Origin of the sequence: Acidovorax sp. SUPP1855, from assembly GCF_030158955.1 — a bacterium.
Classification (GTDB): domain Bacteria; phylum Pseudomonadota; class Gammaproteobacteria; order Burkholderiales; family Burkholderiaceae_C; genus Paracidovorax.
The window spans coordinates 31503-48978 of record NZ_BQXI01000020.1 but is presented as its reverse complement, the minus strand read 5'-3'; the positions used below and the strand labels follow the sequence as shown (position 1 = coordinate 48978).

The window sequence follows — 17476 nt, the reverse complement described above, 5'->3', positions numbered from 1 at the left end:
TTCGCCGCCGCCGGGTCAGTCCTTTGCGGCCTTGACCACCCCGTACCGCGCGAGCGTGCGTTGCCGCGCCTCGTCGTGGTCCACCACCGGGCGGGGGTAGTCCTTGCCCAGCACCACGCCCGCCGCCTGCAGCTCCAGGGGGGCCGCTGTCCAGGGCGCATGCAGCGCCTTGCCCTGCAGGCCCGCCAGTTGCGGCAGATAGCGGCGGATGAACTTGCCGTCCCGATCGAACTTCTCGCTCTGGCTCACGGGATTGAAGATGCGAAAGTAGGGCTGCGCATCGCAGCCGCTGGAGCTGGCCCATTGCCAGCCGCCGTTGTTGGCCGACAGGTCGAAGTCGTTCAGCTTCTCGGCAAAGTAGCGCTCGCCCCAGCGCCAGTCGAGTCCCAGGTCCTTGGTGAGGAAGCTGGCCACCACCATGCGCAGGCGGTTGTGCATGTAGCCCGTCTGGTTGATCTGCGCCATGGCGGCATCGACCAGCGGGTAGCCCGTGCGGCCCTCGCACCACGCAGCGAACAGGGCTTTGGCGTGAGTGCCGCTTTCCCATTCGATCGCATCGTAGGCCGGCTTGAAGCTCGCGCCCGCCACGTGGGGGTGGTGGGCGAGGATCTGGAAGTAGAAGTCGCGCCAGATCAGCTCGCTCAGCCAGGTGGCGGCCCCGGCACTGCCTTTGCGGCTGCGTTCGTGCGCCGCGCGTGCGGCCACCCGGGGCGACAGCGTGCCGAAGCGCAGGTGCACGCTCAGGTAGCTCGGGCCCTTCACCGCCGGGAAGTCGCGGGCCTCGCCGTAGTGGTCGATGCGGCCGAGGAAGTCCTCGAACAGGGCCTGCGCGCCCTGCATGCCCGTGGGCAGGTGCAGCGACTTCAGGCCCGTGGGCTCGAACCCCAGCGACTGCAGCGACGGCACCCCGCGGCGCAGGCCCGCAGGCCGCGGGGCCAGCCGGGCGGCATGGCGCTCGACGGGGTAGGAACTCAGGTAGAAATCGTCGGCCTTGCGCAGCCAGGCATTCTTGTATGGGGTGAACACGGTGTACGGCGTGCCCGACTGGGTCAGCACCTCGGCGCGTTCGAAGATGCTGTGGTCCTTGAAGGTGAGCAGGCGCTTGCCCATGCCATCCAGGGCGCCGCGCACGCGTGCATCGCGTTCGAGCGCCAGCGGCTCGTCGTCGTGGTTGGCGAACACCGCCTGCACGTCCAGTGCCTGGGCGAGCGCGGGAATGTCCTGGTGGGCGATGGCTTGGCGCACGATGAGGCCGCCATGCGGGTCCTTGGAGAGCGCCCGCAGGGCCTCGTCCAGTTCCACCAGGGATTCGCGGATGAACTCCACGCGCCGGTCCGCGCGGGGCAGGGCGTCGAGGATCTCGCGGTCGAAAACGAAGGCGCAATGCACCTGCGCGCACTGGCGCAGGGCGTGGTACAGGGCGGCGTGGTCGTTGCTGCGCAGGTCGCGGCGGAACCAGACAAGGCCCGATGAAAAGGTGTGCTCCATGATCGTCGTTAAAATTGCCAAATGCCTGCCGATTCTGCGCCCATGAACCTGACGCACCATTTCTTGATCGCCATGCCGGGACTGGAAGACGCGTCGTTTGCCCGCAGCGTCGTGTACCTGTGCGAACACAGCGAGCGTGGTGCGCTCGGCCTCATCATCAACAAACCCTCCGACATCAGCCTCAAGGGGCTGTTCGACAAGGTCGATCTGTCGCTGCGCCGCGCCGACCTGTCCCAGGAGCCCGTCTTCCAGGGCGGCCCGGTGCAGACCGAGCGCGGCTTCGTGCTGCACGAACCCATGCTGACCGACAGCGTGGACACCGACGAATCGGCCTATGCCTCCACCATGACCATTCCGGGCGGGCTGGAGATGACCACCTCCAAGGATGTGCTCGAGGCCCTGTCCACCGGCGCCGGCCCGCGCCGGGTGCTGGTCACCCTGGGCTACTCGTCCTGGGGCGAGGGGCAGCTCGAATCCGAACTGGCCGAGAACAGCTGGCTGACCGTGGGCGCCGACCTGTCGGTGATCTTCGACACGCCGGTGGGCGAGCGCTACGACCGCGCCCTGGGCCTGCTGGGGCTGCAGTCCTGGATGCTCTCGCCCGACTCGGGGCATGCATGAGCGGCACGCCCGCCGCCGCTCCCACCGCCCCGCTGGCCGTCCCCGCGCATTTCCAGAGCTTTCTGGCGCTTGACTTCGGTCTCAAGCGCACCGGGTTCGCGGTGGGTTCGCGTCTGCTGCGCACCGCCACCCCCCAGGCCACCATCCGCGCCGAAGGCGATGCCCGCTTCGCGCAGGTGGCCGAGCGCATCCGCGAATGGCAGCCCGATGCGCTGGTCATCGGCGTGCCCTACCACCCCGACGGCGCGAGCCACGAGAACACTGCGCGCGCCCTCAAGTTCGCGCGCCAGCTGCGCGGGCGCTTCGGCCTGCAGGTGTTCGAGGTGGACGAGCGCTACAGCACCACCGAGGCGCATTCGACCGGCGCCCGCGATGCCGACGCCGCCTCCGCCTGCATCATCCTGGAGCAGTTTTTGAGGAATCTTCCATGAGTGCCACGCCCCACACGTCCCCACCGCCCACCCCGGGCACCCTCGCGCTCGACGCCGAAGCGCTGTACCGCGAGCTGCTGCGCGGCGTGCGCAGCCTGCGCACCGCCAACACCCAACTGGCGGGCATCGCCTCGGGCGGTGCCTGGCTGGCCGAGCGGCTGCAAAAGGACCTGGGCCTGCCGGGCGAGGCGGGCGTGCTGTCGTCGGCCATGCACCGCGACGATTTCTCGCAGCGCGGCATGGCGGTGAGCGCGCAGACGGCGCTGCCCTTCGACGTGAACGGCGCCGACATCCTGCTGCTGGACGACGTGCTCTACACCGGCCGCACCATCCGCGCGGTGCTCAACGAACTGTTCGACTACGGCCGCCCCGCCAGCGTGCGGCTGGCCGTGCTGGTGGACCGGGGCGGGCGCGAACTGCCGGTGCAGGCCGAGTTCGCCGCCGCCCGCGTGGCGCTGTCGGACACGCAATCGCTGGCGCTGGCCCGAACCGAGGCCGGCACCTTCCACTTCCAAGTCCAAGAGGCCTGACGGTGCTGTACAAGCGCAATCCCCAACTGAACGCCAACGGCGAGCTGATCCACCTGCTGTCCATCGAGGGCCTGCCCAAGAGCATCGTCGCGCACATCCTCGACACCGCGGCCAACTTCGTGTCGGTGAACGACCGCGAGGTCAAGAAGGTGCCCCTGCTGCGCGGCAAGAGCGTGTTCAACCTGTTCTTCGAAAACAGCACGCGCACCCGCACCACCTTCGAGATCGCCGCCAAGCGCCTGTCGGCCGATGTGATCAACCTGGACATCGCGCGCAGTTCGGCCAGCAAGGGCGAGTCGCTGCTGGACACCATCGCCAACCTCTCGGCGATGGCTGCCGACCTGTTCGTGGTGCGGCACAGCGAATCGGGCGCGCCCTACCTCATCGCGCAGCACGTGGCGCCGCACGTGCATGTCATCAATGCGGGCGATGGCCGGCATGCCCACCCCACCCAGGGGCTGCTGGACATGTACACCATCCGCCACTACAAGAAGGATTTCAGCAACCTCACGGTGGCCATCGTGGGCGACGTGCTGCATTCGCGCGTGGCCCGTTCGGACATCCACGGCCTGACCACGCTCGGCTGCGCCGAGGTGCGCGTGGTGGGCCCGCGCACACTGGTGCCGACCGACATGGCCCAGATGGGCGTGCGCGTGTGCCACACGCTGGAGGAGGGCATCAAGGACGCCGATGTGGTCATCATGCTGCGCCTGCAGAACGAGCGCATGAGTGGCGCGCTGCTGCCGTCCAGCCAGGAATACTTCAAGAGCTTCGGTCTCACGCCCGAGAAGCTGCAGCTGGCCAAGCCCGATGCCATCGTCATGCACCCAGGCCCCATCAACCGCGGCGTGGAGATCGACTCCGCCGTGGTGGACGGCAAGCAGAGCGTGATCCTGCCGCAGGTCACCTTCGGCATCGCGGTGCGCATGGCGGTGATGTCGATCGTCGCTGGCAACGAGGCGTGATCGTCTGCTATGAAATTTATAGCTATATGCCCTAGTGATATCTGCGCTGGCGGCCTTTTTTGCTTAAAACCATGAAGATACTGATCCAGAACGGCCGCGTGATCGACCCTGCCAGCGGCCTCGACCAGACCGGCGACATCGCGCTGGCCGCGGGGCGGGTCATCGCCGTGCAGCGGGTGCCCCGCGACTTCACGCCCAACCGCGTGATCGACGCCACCGGCTGCATCGTGCTGCCCGGGCTGGTGGACCTAGCGGCGCGGCTGCGCGAGCCGGGCCACGAGCACGAGGGCATGCTCGAATCCGAAATGGCGGCGGCCGTGGCCGGCGGCGTGACCAGCCTGGTGTGCCCGCCCGACACCGACCCCGTGCTGGACGAGCCCGGCCTGGTGGAGATGCTCAAGTTCCGCGCCGAGAAGCTGCACCAGGCGCGCCTGTTCCCCCTGGGCGCGCTCACCCGCGGCCTGGCCGGCGAGGTGCTGACCGAAATGGCCGAGCTGACCGAATCCGGCTGCGTGGGCTTCGGCCAGGCCGACGTGCCGCTGGCCAGCACGCAGGTCACGCAGCGCGCGCTGCAGTACGCCGCCACCTTCGGCTATACGGTGTGGCTGCGCCCGCAGGAACTGCACCTGGGGCGCGGCGTGGCGGCCAGCGGGCCGCTGGCCACGCGCCTGGGCCTGTCCGGCGTGCCCGTGGCGGCCGAAACCATCGCGCTGCACACCATCTTCGAACTGCTCAAGACCACGGGCGCACGCGTGCACCTGTGCCGCATCAGCAGCGCCGCGGGCGTGGAACTGGTGCGCCGCGCCAAGGCCGAGGGCCTGAAGGTGACCTGCGACGTGAGCATCAACTCCCTGCTGCTCACCGACACCGACATCGGCTTCTTCGACAGCCGCGCCCGCCTGTCGCCCCCGCTGCGCCAGCAGCGCGACCGCGACGCCCTCCTGGCCGCGCTGGCCGACGGCACCATCGATGCGCTGGTGTCCGACCACACCCCGGTGGATGAAGACGCCAAGACCCTGCCGTTCGCCGAGGCCGAGCCGGGCGCGACCGGGCTCGAACTGCTGCTGGGCATCGCCCTCAAGTGGTCCGCCGACCACGGCGTGCCGCTGGCGCGTGCGCTGGCCACCGTCACGTCGGAACCCGCCCGCGTGCTGGGCAGCGCCCTGGGCACGCTGCAGGCCAGCGTGGGCCAGATCGTGGAAGGCGGCGTGGCCGACCTGTGCGTGGTCGATCCCGCCGCGGCCTGGACCGTGGAAGCCGGTGCGCTGCGCAGCCAGGGCAAGCACACGCCGTTCTCCGGCTACGAACTGCCCGGCCGCGTGCGCTGCACCCTGGTGGGTGGGCAGATCGCCTTCGAGCGCGGCAGCGAGTGAGCGTGCGCACCGCCGCCACCGGGCCCGCGGCATGAAGCGCCAGGTCCGCGCCGCATGGCGCCTGGTGCGCGTGCTGGTGCATCTGGTGACCGGGCTGGGCACCGTGGCGCTGCGGTTTCCCCGCATGCCGGAAAGCGAGCAGCATGCGCGCGTGCAGGCCTGGTCGCGGCAGATGCTGGTGCACGCCGGCATCACCCTCGACGTGCGCGGCACGCCCGCGCCCCATGGCCCGGTGCTGCTGGTGGCCAACCACCTGTCCTGGCTCGACATCACCGTCATGCATGCCGCGCGGCATTGCCGGTTCATCTCCAAGTCCGACGTCAAGGGCTGGCCGCTGGTGGGCACGCTCGCCACGGCGGCCGGCACGCTCTACCTGGAGCGCAGTTCGCGCCGCGATGCCGTGCGCATGGTCCGGCTGATGCAGGAAGCGTTGGCGCGCCGCGAGGTGCTGGCCGTGTTTCCCGAAGGCACCACGGCCGATGGCACCGCGCTGCTGCCTTTCCACGCCAACCTGCTGCAGGCCGCCGTGGCCGCCGATGCCCCCGTGCAGCCGGTGGGCCTGTGTTTCGTGGAGCGCGCCACCGGCGCGCCGACCACCGCGCCCAACTACGTGGGCGACGACACCCTGGTCGGTTCCCTGTGGCGCACCTTGACCGCAGACGCCTTGGTGGCGGTGGTGCACTACGGCCCGCTGGAGCAGGCGCAGGGCCGCGACCGCCGCGCCTGGGCCGACGATCTGCGCCACGCCGTGGACGCCCTGCGCCGCCCCTGAGCCACGTCCCCAGGCACGCCTGCCGGCATCGCAGCCATCGGCGGCTGCGCCAGTGTCGGTGTCAGTGGGTGCGGGCCGGGTCTTCCAGCGGCAGGAGCCGGTTGGCGATCTGCGTGGACTTCACGATGGACGTGCTCGTCGTGGCATACGGCGCGAGCTTGCCCAGGCAAGGGTCCAGCGCTTCGATGTCGCGCAAATAAAGCCGGCAGAAGAATGCGTCGTCGCCGGTGACCTTGTCGCATTGCACGACTTCGTCGATTTCACGAATCACCTGCTCGACCCGGGATAGCTCTCCGGGCAGCGGGCGAACCCGCACGATCGCTGCAATCGGAAACCCAATGGCCTTGGGCGATACCTGGATCGAAAATTTCTCGATCACTCCCTGGTCGATCAGTCGCTTGATCCGTTCGGCGCAACTGGGCTGAGACAGGCCGACCCGCTCGCTGAGCGCTTTCACGGTGGTCTTGGCGTCTTCGTGCAAGGCGCTCAACAGATTCCGATCAATGTTGTCCATATTATTCAAATGAGGTAGCGGCGAAAAATATCTAATTTAATTAGGATGATTGGCATTTGAATCTCATTTTTTGCATTCCTCTCATTTATTCCTCCTTATTAGAATGGGTGCCGTTTCAGCAGAGGGGCAATATAAGCGACTTGAGAGAAATCGGAAGCACGATTTTCTCCGGGCTTATGCGGATCGGGCATGGCTTATTGCGTGCCAGGAATGCTGCTGGACTTTCAATGTGGCGCGCTCCCGGCGGCCGGATCGCGGCAAAGCGACATTTGCCGCCGCGAATCGACCGCGGTGCCGCTTTTTTAATGCAGAGATCAAATGATTCAAAACCAGCTCAAGACACACGGTTACTGCCAATTCATCCCCGAGATCGAATGCGATCCCGGTGAACTGAAAATCCTGCACCAGGAGTTCGATGGCTTGGAGCACGACCCCTACGCGCCTGCGCAGGTCCAGCGGTTCCGGCGGTATGGCAACGGGATCATCCTTCCGTGGGACGACCAGGCGGACATCCATTGGATTCCGACGGTGCAGGACGACCAGGGTGCCCGCCTGTCTGGCTACGATCAGGGCGGCAACAACCCGGAGCACCCCGACATCCGGTACTTTCATGCCCTGAGCGAGGCCGCCAAAGCCACCGATTTCCTCTGCGATCTGGTGAAGAAGGATTTCTCGCACACCTTCTGGTCGGAGGCCGACCGCCGTTCCCCCATCTATTTCGGCGTGCATTTCGTGAAACTCCGGTCCGGCTCATCGTCCGACCTGGGCATCAGCTCGCCGGACTGCTTCCACCAGGACGGCGAACCCTTCACTTTCGCCCATCTGATGCGCCGCACGAAAAGCACCGTGGGCGGCACCAATTACATCGGCACGGTGCAAGCGCGTGGCCTCGGGCTGCACGAGGTGCCCAAGGAGCAGGTCATCGCGGAATTCGAACTCTCGCAGTTTCTGGAAAGCTTCGTGGTGCATGATCCGCGCGTATCCCATTATGTGACGCCCATTCGTCGAAAAGAAAATGAAATGGGTGACGGAGAACGCTGCGTTATACCCATCGACTTTTCCAGAATGAGGCAGAGCATTTAAACCATGGGTGTTTTTTATTCCTTGCTCCCGATCGTGCTGGCGCTGGTGGGCGGTTTCCTTGCCGGGAAAATCATTCCGCCCCGATTTTGCAAGCGGCTGATCGGTTGGATATTGCCCCTGAGAAACCTCTCAAAACCTTCGAATTTGTAAGTTTGATCTTCGTAACTCGTTGCTTTATAAGGGTGCCGACTGGCCAGAGCCGGGGTTTTGAGAGGTTCCCCCTGGTGTGGCTGCTGCTTTTCCTGATCGGCGTGGAGTTTGGCGAGGTCATTCTTTCTGCGCAATCGGTCGGGCAGGTGGTCAAGACGGCCGTGATCTTCGCCCTGCTGACCACCCTGGTGCCCTGCGGCCTGATTTTTGCGGCCGGCATTCGCAGCAGCGGCACGGCGGGCGCCAAGGCCGGCAAACTGGGCTTTCACACCATCTGGCCGCCGCTGAAGGAGTGCTGCATTGCCCTGTCCATGGTGGCGCTGGGCAGTGCCCTGTTTTTCGTCAACCAGGCGTATCTGGCCGGTGCCCTCTGGCTGCCATCGAGCTCCGCCATCCTGTTGGCCTTGATCGTGTTGGTGGGCATCGACCTGGCCCACGTCAAGCTCAGCTCCCACTGGTTTTCATGGGCCGTGCTGTCGGTGCCGGTGCTGGTGGTGATCGGCTCGTTCGTGGGTGCGGCCGCGGCCTCCTGGGCCACGGGCGAGGCCATGAGAACCTCGCTGGCGCTGTCGAGCGGCTTCGGCTGGTTCACCCTGTCGAGCGTCATGGTGGGGCACCACCTCGGGCAGACCTATGGGACCATGGCGCTGATGACCGACTTGTTCAGGGAGCTGATAGCGATCGTCGCGCTCTACGCCATCGGTCGCTACCAGCCCGCGATCGGCATCGGCAGTGCAGGCGCCACGGCACTGGACTCCACGCTTCCGATCGTCAAGCAGGCCTGCCATCCGGATGCGGTCCCGTTGGCCCTGGTGAGCGGCTTCATTCTCACCATCCTGGCCCCCGTCTTCATCGCCTTCTTCCTGTCGTAGACGGCCGCTGTTCGCCCTGGATGGGGGCGAGGCAGGCCGTCGCCACCATCGACGCACCCATCGCGGGATCAGGCCCGCGGAAACGCCACCACGTGGTCCACCTGCGGGCGAATGCCGATCCACTCTCCCACGGCGTGGTCGTGGTGGCTCGGCACGTGGGCCATCACCGTGAGGCCGTCCCGCAGCTGCAGCGTGTACAGGAACTCCGAGCCCCGGAATGACTTGCGGACGATGCGCGCCTGCACGGGCGAGGCGTCGTCGTGCACCACATCGTCGGCCCGCAGCAGCACGTCGCATTCCCCGCCGGGGTAGCTCGTGGGCAGGGGGCACTCGGCCGCATCGGTCAGGTCGCCCAGCGGCGTGCGGGCCACCACGTTGTCCCCGCGCTGCTCCAGCGTGGCCGGCGCGAACACCCCGTGGCCGATGAAGTCGGCCACGAAACGCGTGGCCGGGCGGTGGTAGAGCGCATAGGCATCGTCCCACTGGTGCAACTGGCCGCTTTCCATCACGCCGATGCGGTCGCCGATGGCGAAGGCCTCCAGCTGATCGTGCGTGACGAACAGCGCCGTGGCGCCGGCCGCTTTCAGGATGCCGCGCACCTCGTGCGCCAGGCGCTCGCGCAGGTCCACGTCCAGGTTGGAAAACGGCTCGTCCAGCAGCATCAGCTGCGGCCGGGGCGCCAGCGCGCGGGCCAGCGCCACACGCTGCTGCTGCCCGCCGGACAGCTCGTGCGGAAAGCGGGCGGCGCTGCCCTCCAGGCCCACGAGCTGCAGCACCTCGTCCACGCGCGCCGCCTGTTCGGCGCGCGGCAGGCGGTGAATGCCGAAGGCCACGTTGCGCCCCACGGACAGGTGGGGGAAGAGCGCGTAGTCCTGGAACACCATGCCGATGCGCCGCTGCTCCGGTGGCACGCTGCGGCCCGCGCCGCCGCTCACCACGGCGCCGCTGAGCCGGATCTCGCCGGCCGTCACGGGCTCCAGCCCGGCCACGGCGCGCAGCAGCGTGGTCTTGCCGCAGCCGGAAGGGCCGATGAGCACGCCGATCTCGCCCGCTGCGAGGCCCAGGGTGACGCCGCGCACGGCGGCTTGCGCGCGGCCGGCGTAGCGCACTTCCAGTTGGGAGACTTCAAGGAACATGGCAGCGATTCTAGAAGGCGCCAATGCGTAGAATTCGCATTTGCATCCAGACTACCCTGCCGGTCTGCCCCTCAGCGCTCGACCGAGGCCATCTTCGACCGGAATGCCCCGTCCGATTCTCCCGACCCTTCCCTTCAGGGCCCGTCCTTGTCACGCCTTCTTTCTGCCCTGCGATCCATTCCCCTGCTGCTGCTGGCCGCCGCGCTGACCTTGCCGGTGTTGGCCGTGCTCGCTTCGTGGCTGCCGGGCAGCGCCGGTGGCGCCGAGGCCGGGGCCATCCTTCGCGAAATGGCCGCCACCGTGCTGCCCGGCTACTTCGCCACCACCGTGTGGCTGGGCCTGGCCGTGGCCATCGGCGCGGCGGTGGTGGGCACGGCGACGGCCGCTGCCGTCACCCTGTTCGACTTTCGCGGCCGCCGCACGCTGGAATGGCTGCTGCTGCTGCCGCTGGCCATGCCGGCCTATGTGACCGCCTACGCGTACACCGACTTCCTGCAGTTCAGCGGCCCGCTGCAGGTGTGGCTGCGCGAAACCTATGGCCTGCAAGGCCGGCTGCTGCCCGAGGTGCGTAGCCTGGGCGGGGCGGTGTGGGTGTTCATCTTCTCGCTCTATCCCTATGTGTACCTGCTGGCCCGCACGGCACTGGGCGAGCGCGCCGCCCACCTCATGGAAGCCGCCCGCCTGCTGGGGGCGCCGCTGGCGCGGCGCGTGCGCACCGTCGCGCTGCCGCTGGCGCGCCCCGCGGTCGCGGCCGGCGTGGCGCTGGTCCTCATGGAAACGCTGGCTGACTTCGGCGTGGTGAGCTACTTCGGCATCCAGACCTTCACCACCGGCATCTACAAGGCTTGGCTGTCGATGGACAACCGCCTGGCCGCGGCGCAACTGGCCACCATCCTGCTGGTGCTCGTCATGCTGCTGCTGCAACTGGAGCAGCGTGCGCAGCGGCGCATGCGCTTTGCCGCGGGTGGGGCGGGCCGCGCGGGCTCCGCCGAGGCCCAGCCGCAGCGGCTGCAGGGGCTGCGCTGCGCCGCCGCGTGGGCAGTTTGCGTGCTACCGGTGGTTTTCGGCTTCGTGGCACCGGTGGCCTTCATGCTCCGGCCCCTGGCGGCCGACTGGTCTGTGCTGCCCTGGTCGCGCTTTCTGGAGTGGGCCGGCAACAGCGTGCGCCTGGGCAGCATCACCGCCGTGCTGGCCGTGGCCATCGCCCTGGTGCTGGCCTTCGCCGTGCGGCGGCGGGCCGGCGCGCTCACCCGCGGCGTGGCGCAACTGGCCAGCCTGGGGTATGCCGTGCCCGGCGCCGTGATCGTCGTGGGCCTGCTGCTGCCCGTGGGCTGGCTGCAGGCCGCCGCGCCCCAGTGGGGCCTGCCATCGATCATCACCGCCACTGCGGTCGGCATCGTGTGGGCCTACCTCGTGCGGTTCTGCGCCGTGGCCCTGCAGTCCATGCAAAGCGGCTACGCGCGCATTCCCGCCAGCCTGGACGACTCCGCCCGCATGCTGGGCGCCGGCGGTGTCGGCCTGCTGGCCCGGGTGCACTGGCCCCTGCTCCAGCGCTCCACGGCCGCCGCGGCGCTGCTGGTGTTCGTCGACGTGATGAAGGAACTGCCCGCCACCATGGTGCTGCGGCCCTTCAACAGCGACACCCTGGCCGTGGTCGCCTACCAGCTGGCGCGCGACGAGCGGCTGGGCGAAGCGGCCTTGCCGTCGCTGGCGCTGGTGGCGGTGGGGCTGGTGCCGGTTGTGCTGTTGAGTCGGACGTTGCGGAGCCGGGGGTGAGGGTGAGATAGAGGGGGGCGGCTTTTCAGAGCCTGTTTAAAACCACGCACCCGCACGGGGCGCGACTGCCTCGACCGAGGTCAGCTTGACGCGGATGTCCGTGTTTCAACCCACGCGCCCGCACGGGGCGCGACCGTATAGCCAGGGCCCTCACACAGCGAGGACACAGTTTCAACCCACGCGCCCGCACGGGGCGCGACTCATCGTCCAGGTCGCCATCGCTCCACCACGTGAGGTTTCAACCCACGCGCCCGCACGGGGCGCGACCGCCAGGCGGGTTGCAGCTGTGTGCCGGGTATCGTGGTTTCAACCCACGCGCCCGCGCGGGGCGCGACATCAGCAGGGTGTTGATGATCTGCAGGCATTGGCGGTTTCAACCCACGCGCCCGCACGGGGCGCGACCCGCGCGGCACCCACTCACCCCACTGCTTGACCGCCACCCGCACCGTGACCGCTGACGAGGTGCTGTTTCAACCCACGCGCCGCACGGGGCGCGACGGGCAGCGCGCGCACCACGGGCGCCCGGTTGCCCGAGTTTCAACCCACGCGCCCGCACGGGGCGCGACGGAACATCCAAGGCCGGAGCATCTTCGAGCGCGAGTTTCAACCCACGCGCTCGCACGGGGCGCGACGGTACCGACCGGCCGCGCTGCTGGTGGTGTTGCCGTTTCAACCCACGCGCCCGCACGGGGCGCGACCCGCTTTGGGAACCAAGCTGACGTCTGTGATCTTGTTTCAACCCACGCGCCCGCACGGGGCGCGACATAGAGACACCAGCAGATCGCGCTGCCTGGACAGGTTTCAACCCACGCGCCCGCACGGGGCGCGACGGGGGCGATCGGGGCGATTTTGCCCATCAGGTCGTTTCAACCCACGCGCCCGCACGGGGCGCGACGGCTGAATCCCTCGTCATCTCGGGAGCGGCGGAGGTTTCAACCCACGCGCCCGCACGGGGCGCGACGATCCGCCCCATTTCTCCTGGCTGGCCAGGGAAAGGTTTCAACCCACGCGCCCGCACGGGGCGCGACGGGCAGATGCTCCAAAAACATCCGTAGTTTGTAGAGTTTCAACCCACGCGCCCGCACGGGGCGCGACCTTGTCGATAACGCGCATGCCGTGGTTAGACCAAGTTTCAACCCACGCGCCCGCACGGGGCGCGACGTGACCACAACGCCGGGTGCGAACTGGCCCACGTGTTTCAACCCACGCGCCCGCACGGGGCGCGACTCGATATCACCCAGCGGGCGATACGGATCAACACGTTTCAACCCACGCGCCCGCACGGGGCGCGACTAGGCATCCGCCAGGATCTCTTCCACCTTGTCCGGGTTTCAACCCACGCGCCCGCACGGGGCGCGACGACCGCACTCAGCAGAAATTTCTGTTGGGCTGGCTGTTTCAACCCACGCGCCCGCACGGGGCGCGACGAAACGAAAGTGCCGATGGTGGCCGGCACTTGCAGTTTCAACCCACGCGCCCGCACGGGGCGCGACTGGCGCGCATGGTTGAAGCCAACAAAGCGGCCAAAGTTTCAACCCACGCGCCCGCACGGGGCGCGACAAAGTGCCAATAGTGAAATTGTCAAGAAACCAGCGTTTCAACCCACGCGCCCGCACGGGGCGCGACTCTTTGTTTTCGACCACTGCACGATAGGTGTTCTGTTTCAACCCACGCGCCCGCACGGGGCGCGACGTCCCCGTTTCCATCAACTACAGGAGTATCGTCAAATGTTTCAACCCACGCGCCCGCACGGGGCGCGACGCGCACTCTGTACGCGACGAAAGACGTGGATGGTGTTTCAACCCACGCGCCCGCACGGGGCGCGACGCTACGGGCAGTACAGGCGCGACAGGTGCCACCGGTTTCAACCCACGCGCCCGCACGGGGCGCGACCACATGGCCGGGAATGCCCTTGCGGATGTTTTCGGTGTTTCAACCCACGCGCCCGCACGGGGCGCGACAGGGCACATGCTCCAAGAAAACGCGTGCCTTGTAGTTTCAACCCACGCGCCCGCACGGGGCGCGACCAGCGCATGGGGTGCGGGTAGTCGCACCCTTCGTAGTTTCAACCCACGCGCCCGCACGGGGCGCGACGCGCGACGACCCCCGCAAGGATCAGGCATGGTACGTTTCAACCCACGCGCCCGCACGGGGCGCGACTCTGGTTTGGTGGTCATGGTGCATCGTCCGGTCGTGTTTCAACCCACGCGCCCGCACGGGGCGCGACAGCCCAGGCCGGAGGTGGCCGCCTGCTTGAACGCGTTTCAACCCACGCGCCCGCACGGGGCGCGACCGATGCTCTCCGTCTGGCTTTGGAGAGACGCGAGTTTCAACCCACGCGCCCGCACGGGGCGCGACGACACGATGCGGATGGTGGTTGCGGTGCTATCGCTGTTTCAACCCACGCGCCCGCACGGGGCGCGACGTGTATTGCCCGGTGGCCGGCAGCGTGCTTTTGCTGTTTCAACCCACGCGCCCGCACGGGGCGCGACCAGTCTCCAAACTCAATCGCGTTCATAGGGCTCCAGTTTCAACCCACGCGCCCGCACGGGGCGCGACTCGCTGCGTCCTGCGCGGCCACGGCAACGCTGTCGTTTCAACCCACGCGCCCGCACGGGGCGCGACCGCTGGCCAACATGGTGCCGCAGGATCCGAAGCAGTTTCAACCCACGCGCCCGCACGGGGCGCGACCAGCACCACCTGGCGAGCGCTGCGTGGTGCTGCGGTTTCAACCCACGCGCCCGCACGGGGCGCGACTTCCGATCGCTGCACGGTCTCGGGATCGGCGGCGTGGTTTCAACCCACGCGCCCGCACGGGGCGCGACCCAGGGCTGGTGCTGGCGTCGGCGCGCACGGCCAGTTTCAACCCACGCGCCCGCACGGGGCGCGACGCCGTACCCGTGGCGGTAGTGCGCCGGGAAGACGTTTCAACCCACGCGCCCGCACGGGGCGCGACCAGAGCGCCCGGGCGGCAGAGTCGATGCTGTCCCAGTTTCAACCCACGCGCCCGCACGGGGCGCGACCGCGCGACATCCTGATGCCGGCGCTGCTGGTGGCAGTTTCAACCCACGCGCCCGCACGGGGCGCGACGGCCGCCGATGGGGTTGTCTTTTAACTGCAACATTGTTTCAACCCACGCGCCCGCACGGGGCGCGACGTGCGGGCCCAGCGCACGATGTCGAGGGCGGTGAAGTTTCAACCCACGCGCCCGCACGGGGCGCGACAGTCTTTCTCACGTGTTTGAATACCTCGTTCAATTGTTTCAACCCACGCGCCCGCACGGGGCGCGACCTGGAACGAGTGGCCATCGATAGGTCCTAGAAAACGTTTCAACCCACGCGCCCGCACGGGGCGCGACTCTCGCCGCACACCTACCGGATCAAGATCAGTCAGGTTTCAACCCACGCGCCCGCACGGGGCGCGACGAGCAGGCCGTGCCCATCGGCCAGTTCACCGGTGAGGTTTCAACCCACGCGCCCGCACGGGGCGCGACGCGCCCGGTAATACGCCGGCGAAGAGCCGGAGAAAGTTTCAACCCACGCGCCCGCACGGGGCGCGACAGCCCATTTATAACCGCCTGTCCCCACTAGCAAAAATCCCCTCTTTCCGCGAACCCCTTCCCTTTGGCAGGCGTACCAGCGCCTCTCCCACGTGCCAGGAGAAAAATCATCGATCAATCAAAGAGTTAGAACTCCGCGAAGCGCGATGGCCGTGCCCAGTCGCTTGGGGTTCGCAAAATGGCGCCGCTGGTGCCCAAGGCGTATCAGAGAATGAGTGGAGCGTTCAGGTCGAGAACGGGCTTGGCCCCCACGTGTTCCACCCGGTCTTTCCATTGTTGGCCCAGGTAGTAAAACCGCAGGCTGTCCGTGGCCGGGTCGATGATCTGGACCAAGCGGTTTTTCAGGGCCACCCATTGTGCCGAGTCCACTTCGATCTCGAACACCGAGTACTGCACGCGCTGGCCAAAATCCAGACATGCTTTGGCGATGTGCCGCAGGCGCCGGGCACCCACCTTGTCCTGCGAACGGACGTCATAGCTCACAAGCACCATCATGATCGGCGATGCCTCATTTCCAAAGGAAGGGTGGGTAGGCGTCGAGGTCGCCGCGCAAGTGGCGGGCCAGCAATTGGGCCTGGATGAATGGAAACAGCCCGATGGGCGCCTTCTCTTCCAGGAAAACGTGCCGCAGCGTTTCGCGCTTGCGCTCCTGGTAGGCCGTCAGCACCGTCTTGCGCGATTCTTCGCGCAGCAGCACGGCGCCGTTGTCCATCGTCTGAAAATCGCGCTCGCCGATCTGGCGCAAGTTGATCAGCGACAGCGCCAGCCGGTCGGCCAGCAGCGGCCGAAACTCCTCCAGAAGGTCCAGCGCCAAGCTGGGCCGGCCTGGCCGGTCGCGGTGCAGAAAGCCCACCGCCGGGTCCAGCCCCACGCTTTCCAGGGCCGAGCGGCAATCGTGGGTCACCAGCGTGTATAAAAAAGAGAGCAGGGCGTTGACCGCATCCAGCGGCGGCCTGCGGCTGCGCCCGGTGAACCGCATGGCGGTGCCGGGCACGCGGATGAGGTGATCGAACACCCCGAAGTAAGCCTGCGCCGCTTCGCCCTCGTATCCGCGCAGCAGGTCCACTGACGGTGTCTGGGCCAGCTTGCCCGCGATGCGTTCCAGACGCTGGTGGGCATGCGCCAGGGCGGCTTCGTCTCCGGCCGCCAGCTTGCTGCTGTGATCGCGCAGGGCCCGGCCCAGCACGGCGCGCTGGTTGTGCAGCTTGCCCTGCAAAAGATTGCGCACGATGCCGGCACACCCCTCGGGGTTGTCCGCGTTGCGGTATTGCACGCGCCGCAGCAGGACGTTGCCGGACACCGGTCCTTCCACTCGTGCCAGAAACTTGCCGTTGGTCGTGAGAAAGCAGGTGCTGATGCCCTGCTCCGCGCAATAGCCCAGCAAAGGGGGCGACACCAGCACGCGGCCAAAGCACACCAGGCTTTCCAGCATGTGCACGGGCAGCCGGGCACGCACCGTTTGCTCGACTTCCATCACGATGTTCGCACCGTCCTTGTGAAGCCAAGCCCCTTCGGTGGTCACATACAGGGTGTTCAACTGTCTGCGCATGGTGGCTCCGCCTCGCTGTCTTCTTTCAGTTGTCGGGCGAGCCAGTCGTTCACGCTGCTCTGGTGTCCCAGCAGCTTGGGCTGGCACAGGTCGAGCAGCGAGCAGGCATCGCACCGCTTGGGGCTGTACTGCGCGGTGGGTGTGATGTTCGCGTCCAGCATGGTGCGTGTGGCACCGATGGTTTCCCGCGTGAGTTGGCGCAGGGCCTGATCGAACGGCACATCGGTGCGCCGGCGTGTCTCGCCATAGAACAGGGCGCCCTGCGCAATCGGCTGCTCCAGCATCGCTTCCAGGCACAGGGCCTGTGCGCACAGTTGCACTTCGTCCGCGCGATGGGCCTTGGGCCGCCCGCGTTTGTATTCCACGGGAAACGCCTGTTCGCCGTCTTCGATCTCGTGGAACTCCACCACATCCGCAATGCCGGTGATGCCCAGCCCCGGGTGCGTCAGCGGCATGGCCGTGACCGTGCGCACACCGCGTCGGCGCTCGCCCCGGGGCTTGTCGGCGCGCTCGTGCAGCACCCGCCCCTCTGCGGTGTGGCGGCTTTCCGCCCACAACTGCTCCACGTGGATGAGGGCGCACTGGCGAGGGCAATACAGGTAGTGTTGCAGCGCCGAAAGGGGAATGAAGTCCGATTCGTCCACGGCCTGCCTCCAG

At 67.5% G+C, this 17476-nt stretch carries 15 protein-coding genes and 2 CRISPR repeat arrays; of the genes, 9 read left to right on the top strand and 6 right to left on the bottom strand.

From position 1 onward, the window contains the following. Positions 1-15: 15 nt before the first annotated feature. Positions 16-1488 (bottom strand): cryptochrome/photolyase family protein, encoded by a 1473-nt coding sequence (locus AVMA1855_RS17165; RefSeq protein ID WP_284426637.1) that lies wholly within the window; start codon positions 1486-1488, stop codon positions 16-18. Between the two features lie 21 nt (positions 1489-1509). Between AVMA1855_RS17165 and AVMA1855_RS17160 the strand changes: the two genes are divergently transcribed. The 6 genes from AVMA1855_RS17160 (at position 1510) to AVMA1855_RS17135 (ending at position 6180) form a co-directional block, all read left to right on the top strand. Beyond that, positions 1510-2109 carry a YqgE/AlgH family protein gene (locus AVMA1855_RS17160; protein WP_284426636.1) on the top strand — a complete coding sequence of 200 codons (600 nt, stop codon included), beginning with the start codon at positions 1510-1512 and terminating at the stop codon, positions 2107-2109. Beyond that, positions 2106-2540 carry a Holliday junction resolvase RuvX gene (ruvX, locus tag AVMA1855_RS17155; protein ID WP_284426635.1) on the top strand — a complete coding sequence of 145 codons (435 nt, stop codon included), beginning with the start codon at positions 2106-2108 and terminating at the stop codon, positions 2538-2540. The genes AVMA1855_RS17160 and ruvX overlap by 4 nt, the downstream gene beginning before the upstream one ends. Next, on the top strand, positions 2537-3070 hold the full coding sequence (pyrR, locus tag AVMA1855_RS17150) for a bifunctional pyr operon transcriptional regulator/uracil phosphoribosyltransferase PyrR (RefSeq protein ID WP_284426634.1): 534 nt from the start codon (positions 2537-2539) through the stop codon (positions 3068-3070). Before ruvX ends, pyrR begins: the two co-directional genes overlap by 4 nt. Positions 3071-3072: 2 nt before the next feature. Next, positions 3073-4035 (top strand): aspartate carbamoyltransferase catalytic subunit, encoded by a 963-nt coding sequence (locus AVMA1855_RS17145; protein ID WP_284426633.1) that lies wholly within the window; start codon positions 3073-3075, stop codon positions 4033-4035. Between the two features lie 71 nt (positions 4036-4106). Next, positions 4107-5408 (top strand): dihydroorotase, encoded by a 1302-nt coding sequence (locus AVMA1855_RS17140; protein ID WP_272567375.1) that lies wholly within the window; start codon positions 4107-4109, stop codon positions 5406-5408. Between the two features lie 31 nt (positions 5409-5439). After that, complete coding sequence (locus tag AVMA1855_RS17135; protein ID WP_284426632.1) at positions 5440-6180, top strand: lysophospholipid acyltransferase family protein; 741 nt, start codon at positions 5440-5442, stop codon at positions 6178-6180. 61 nt (positions 6181-6241) lie between these two features. Here the strand turns inward: AVMA1855_RS17135 and AVMA1855_RS17130 are convergent, their stop codons facing one another. Further along, a complete protein-coding gene (locus AVMA1855_RS17130; protein ID WP_284393243.1) occupies positions 6242-6694 on the bottom strand; it encodes an Lrp/AsnC family transcriptional regulator in 453 nt (150 codons plus the stop codon). 318 nt (positions 6695-7012) lie between these two features. On the opposite strand from AVMA1855_RS17130, the gene AVMA1855_RS17125 reads away from it, so the two are divergent. Further along, entirely contained in the window at positions 7013-7777 is a 765-nt protein-coding gene (locus AVMA1855_RS17125) for a 2OG-Fe dioxygenase family protein (RefSeq protein ID WP_284426631.1), read from the top strand. Positions 7778-8001: 224 nt separating this feature from the next. Then, positions 8002-8799, top strand: coding sequence for a LysO family transporter (locus tag AVMA1855_RS17120; RefSeq protein ID WP_284426630.1), 798 nt, complete (start codon positions 8002-8004; stop codon positions 8797-8799). Between the two features lie 68 nt (positions 8800-8867). On the opposite strand, the gene AVMA1855_RS17115 is transcribed toward AVMA1855_RS17120, so the two are convergent. After that, positions 8868-9935: an ABC transporter ATP-binding protein gene (locus tag AVMA1855_RS17115; protein ID WP_284426629.1), complete on the bottom strand. Its 1068-nt coding sequence runs from the start codon at positions 9933-9935 to the stop codon at positions 8868-8870. Positions 9936-10082: 147 nt separating this feature from the next. On the opposite strand from AVMA1855_RS17115, the gene AVMA1855_RS17110 reads away from it, so the two are divergent. Next, positions 10083-11711 carry an ABC transporter permease gene (locus AVMA1855_RS17110; RefSeq protein WP_284426628.1) on the top strand — a complete coding sequence of 543 codons (1629 nt, stop codon included), beginning with the start codon at positions 10083-10085 and terminating at the stop codon, positions 11709-11711. A gap of 34 nt (positions 11712-11745) precedes the next feature. Beyond that, positions 11746-12113: direct repeats of the CRISPR family, unit length 32 nt; unit sequence GTTTCAACCCACGCGCCCGCACGGGGCGCGAC. Between the two features lie 131 nt (positions 12114-12244). Next, positions 12245-15271: direct repeats of the CRISPR family, unit length 32 nt; unit sequence GTTTCAACCCACGCGCCCGCACGGGGCGCGAC. Between the two features lie 203 nt (positions 15272-15474). On the opposite strand, the gene cas2 is transcribed toward AVMA1855_RS17110, so the two are convergent. From cas2 to cas4, 3 genes are read right to left on the bottom strand one after another with little or no spacing between them, the layout of a single operon-like run. Beyond that, positions 15475-15765: a CRISPR-associated endonuclease Cas2 gene (gene cas2, locus AVMA1855_RS17105; protein ID WP_272565093.1), complete on the bottom strand. Its 291-nt coding sequence runs from the start codon at positions 15763-15765 to the stop codon at positions 15475-15477. Between the two features lie 13 nt (positions 15766-15778). Beyond that, the gene (cas1c, locus tag AVMA1855_RS17100) at positions 15779-16819 is read right to left on the bottom strand and encodes a type I-C CRISPR-associated endonuclease Cas1c (RefSeq protein ID WP_284426627.1); all 1041 of its coding nucleotides are present in this window, start codon (positions 16817-16819) and stop codon (positions 15779-15781) included. Next, positions 16804-17463, bottom strand: a complete 660-nt coding sequence (gene cas4 / locus AVMA1855_RS17095; protein ID WP_284426626.1) for a CRISPR-associated protein Cas4 — start codon at positions 17461-17463, stop codon at positions 16804-16806. The genes cas1c and cas4 overlap by 16 nt, the downstream gene beginning before the upstream one ends. Between the last annotated feature and the right edge of the window lie 13 nt (positions 17464-17476).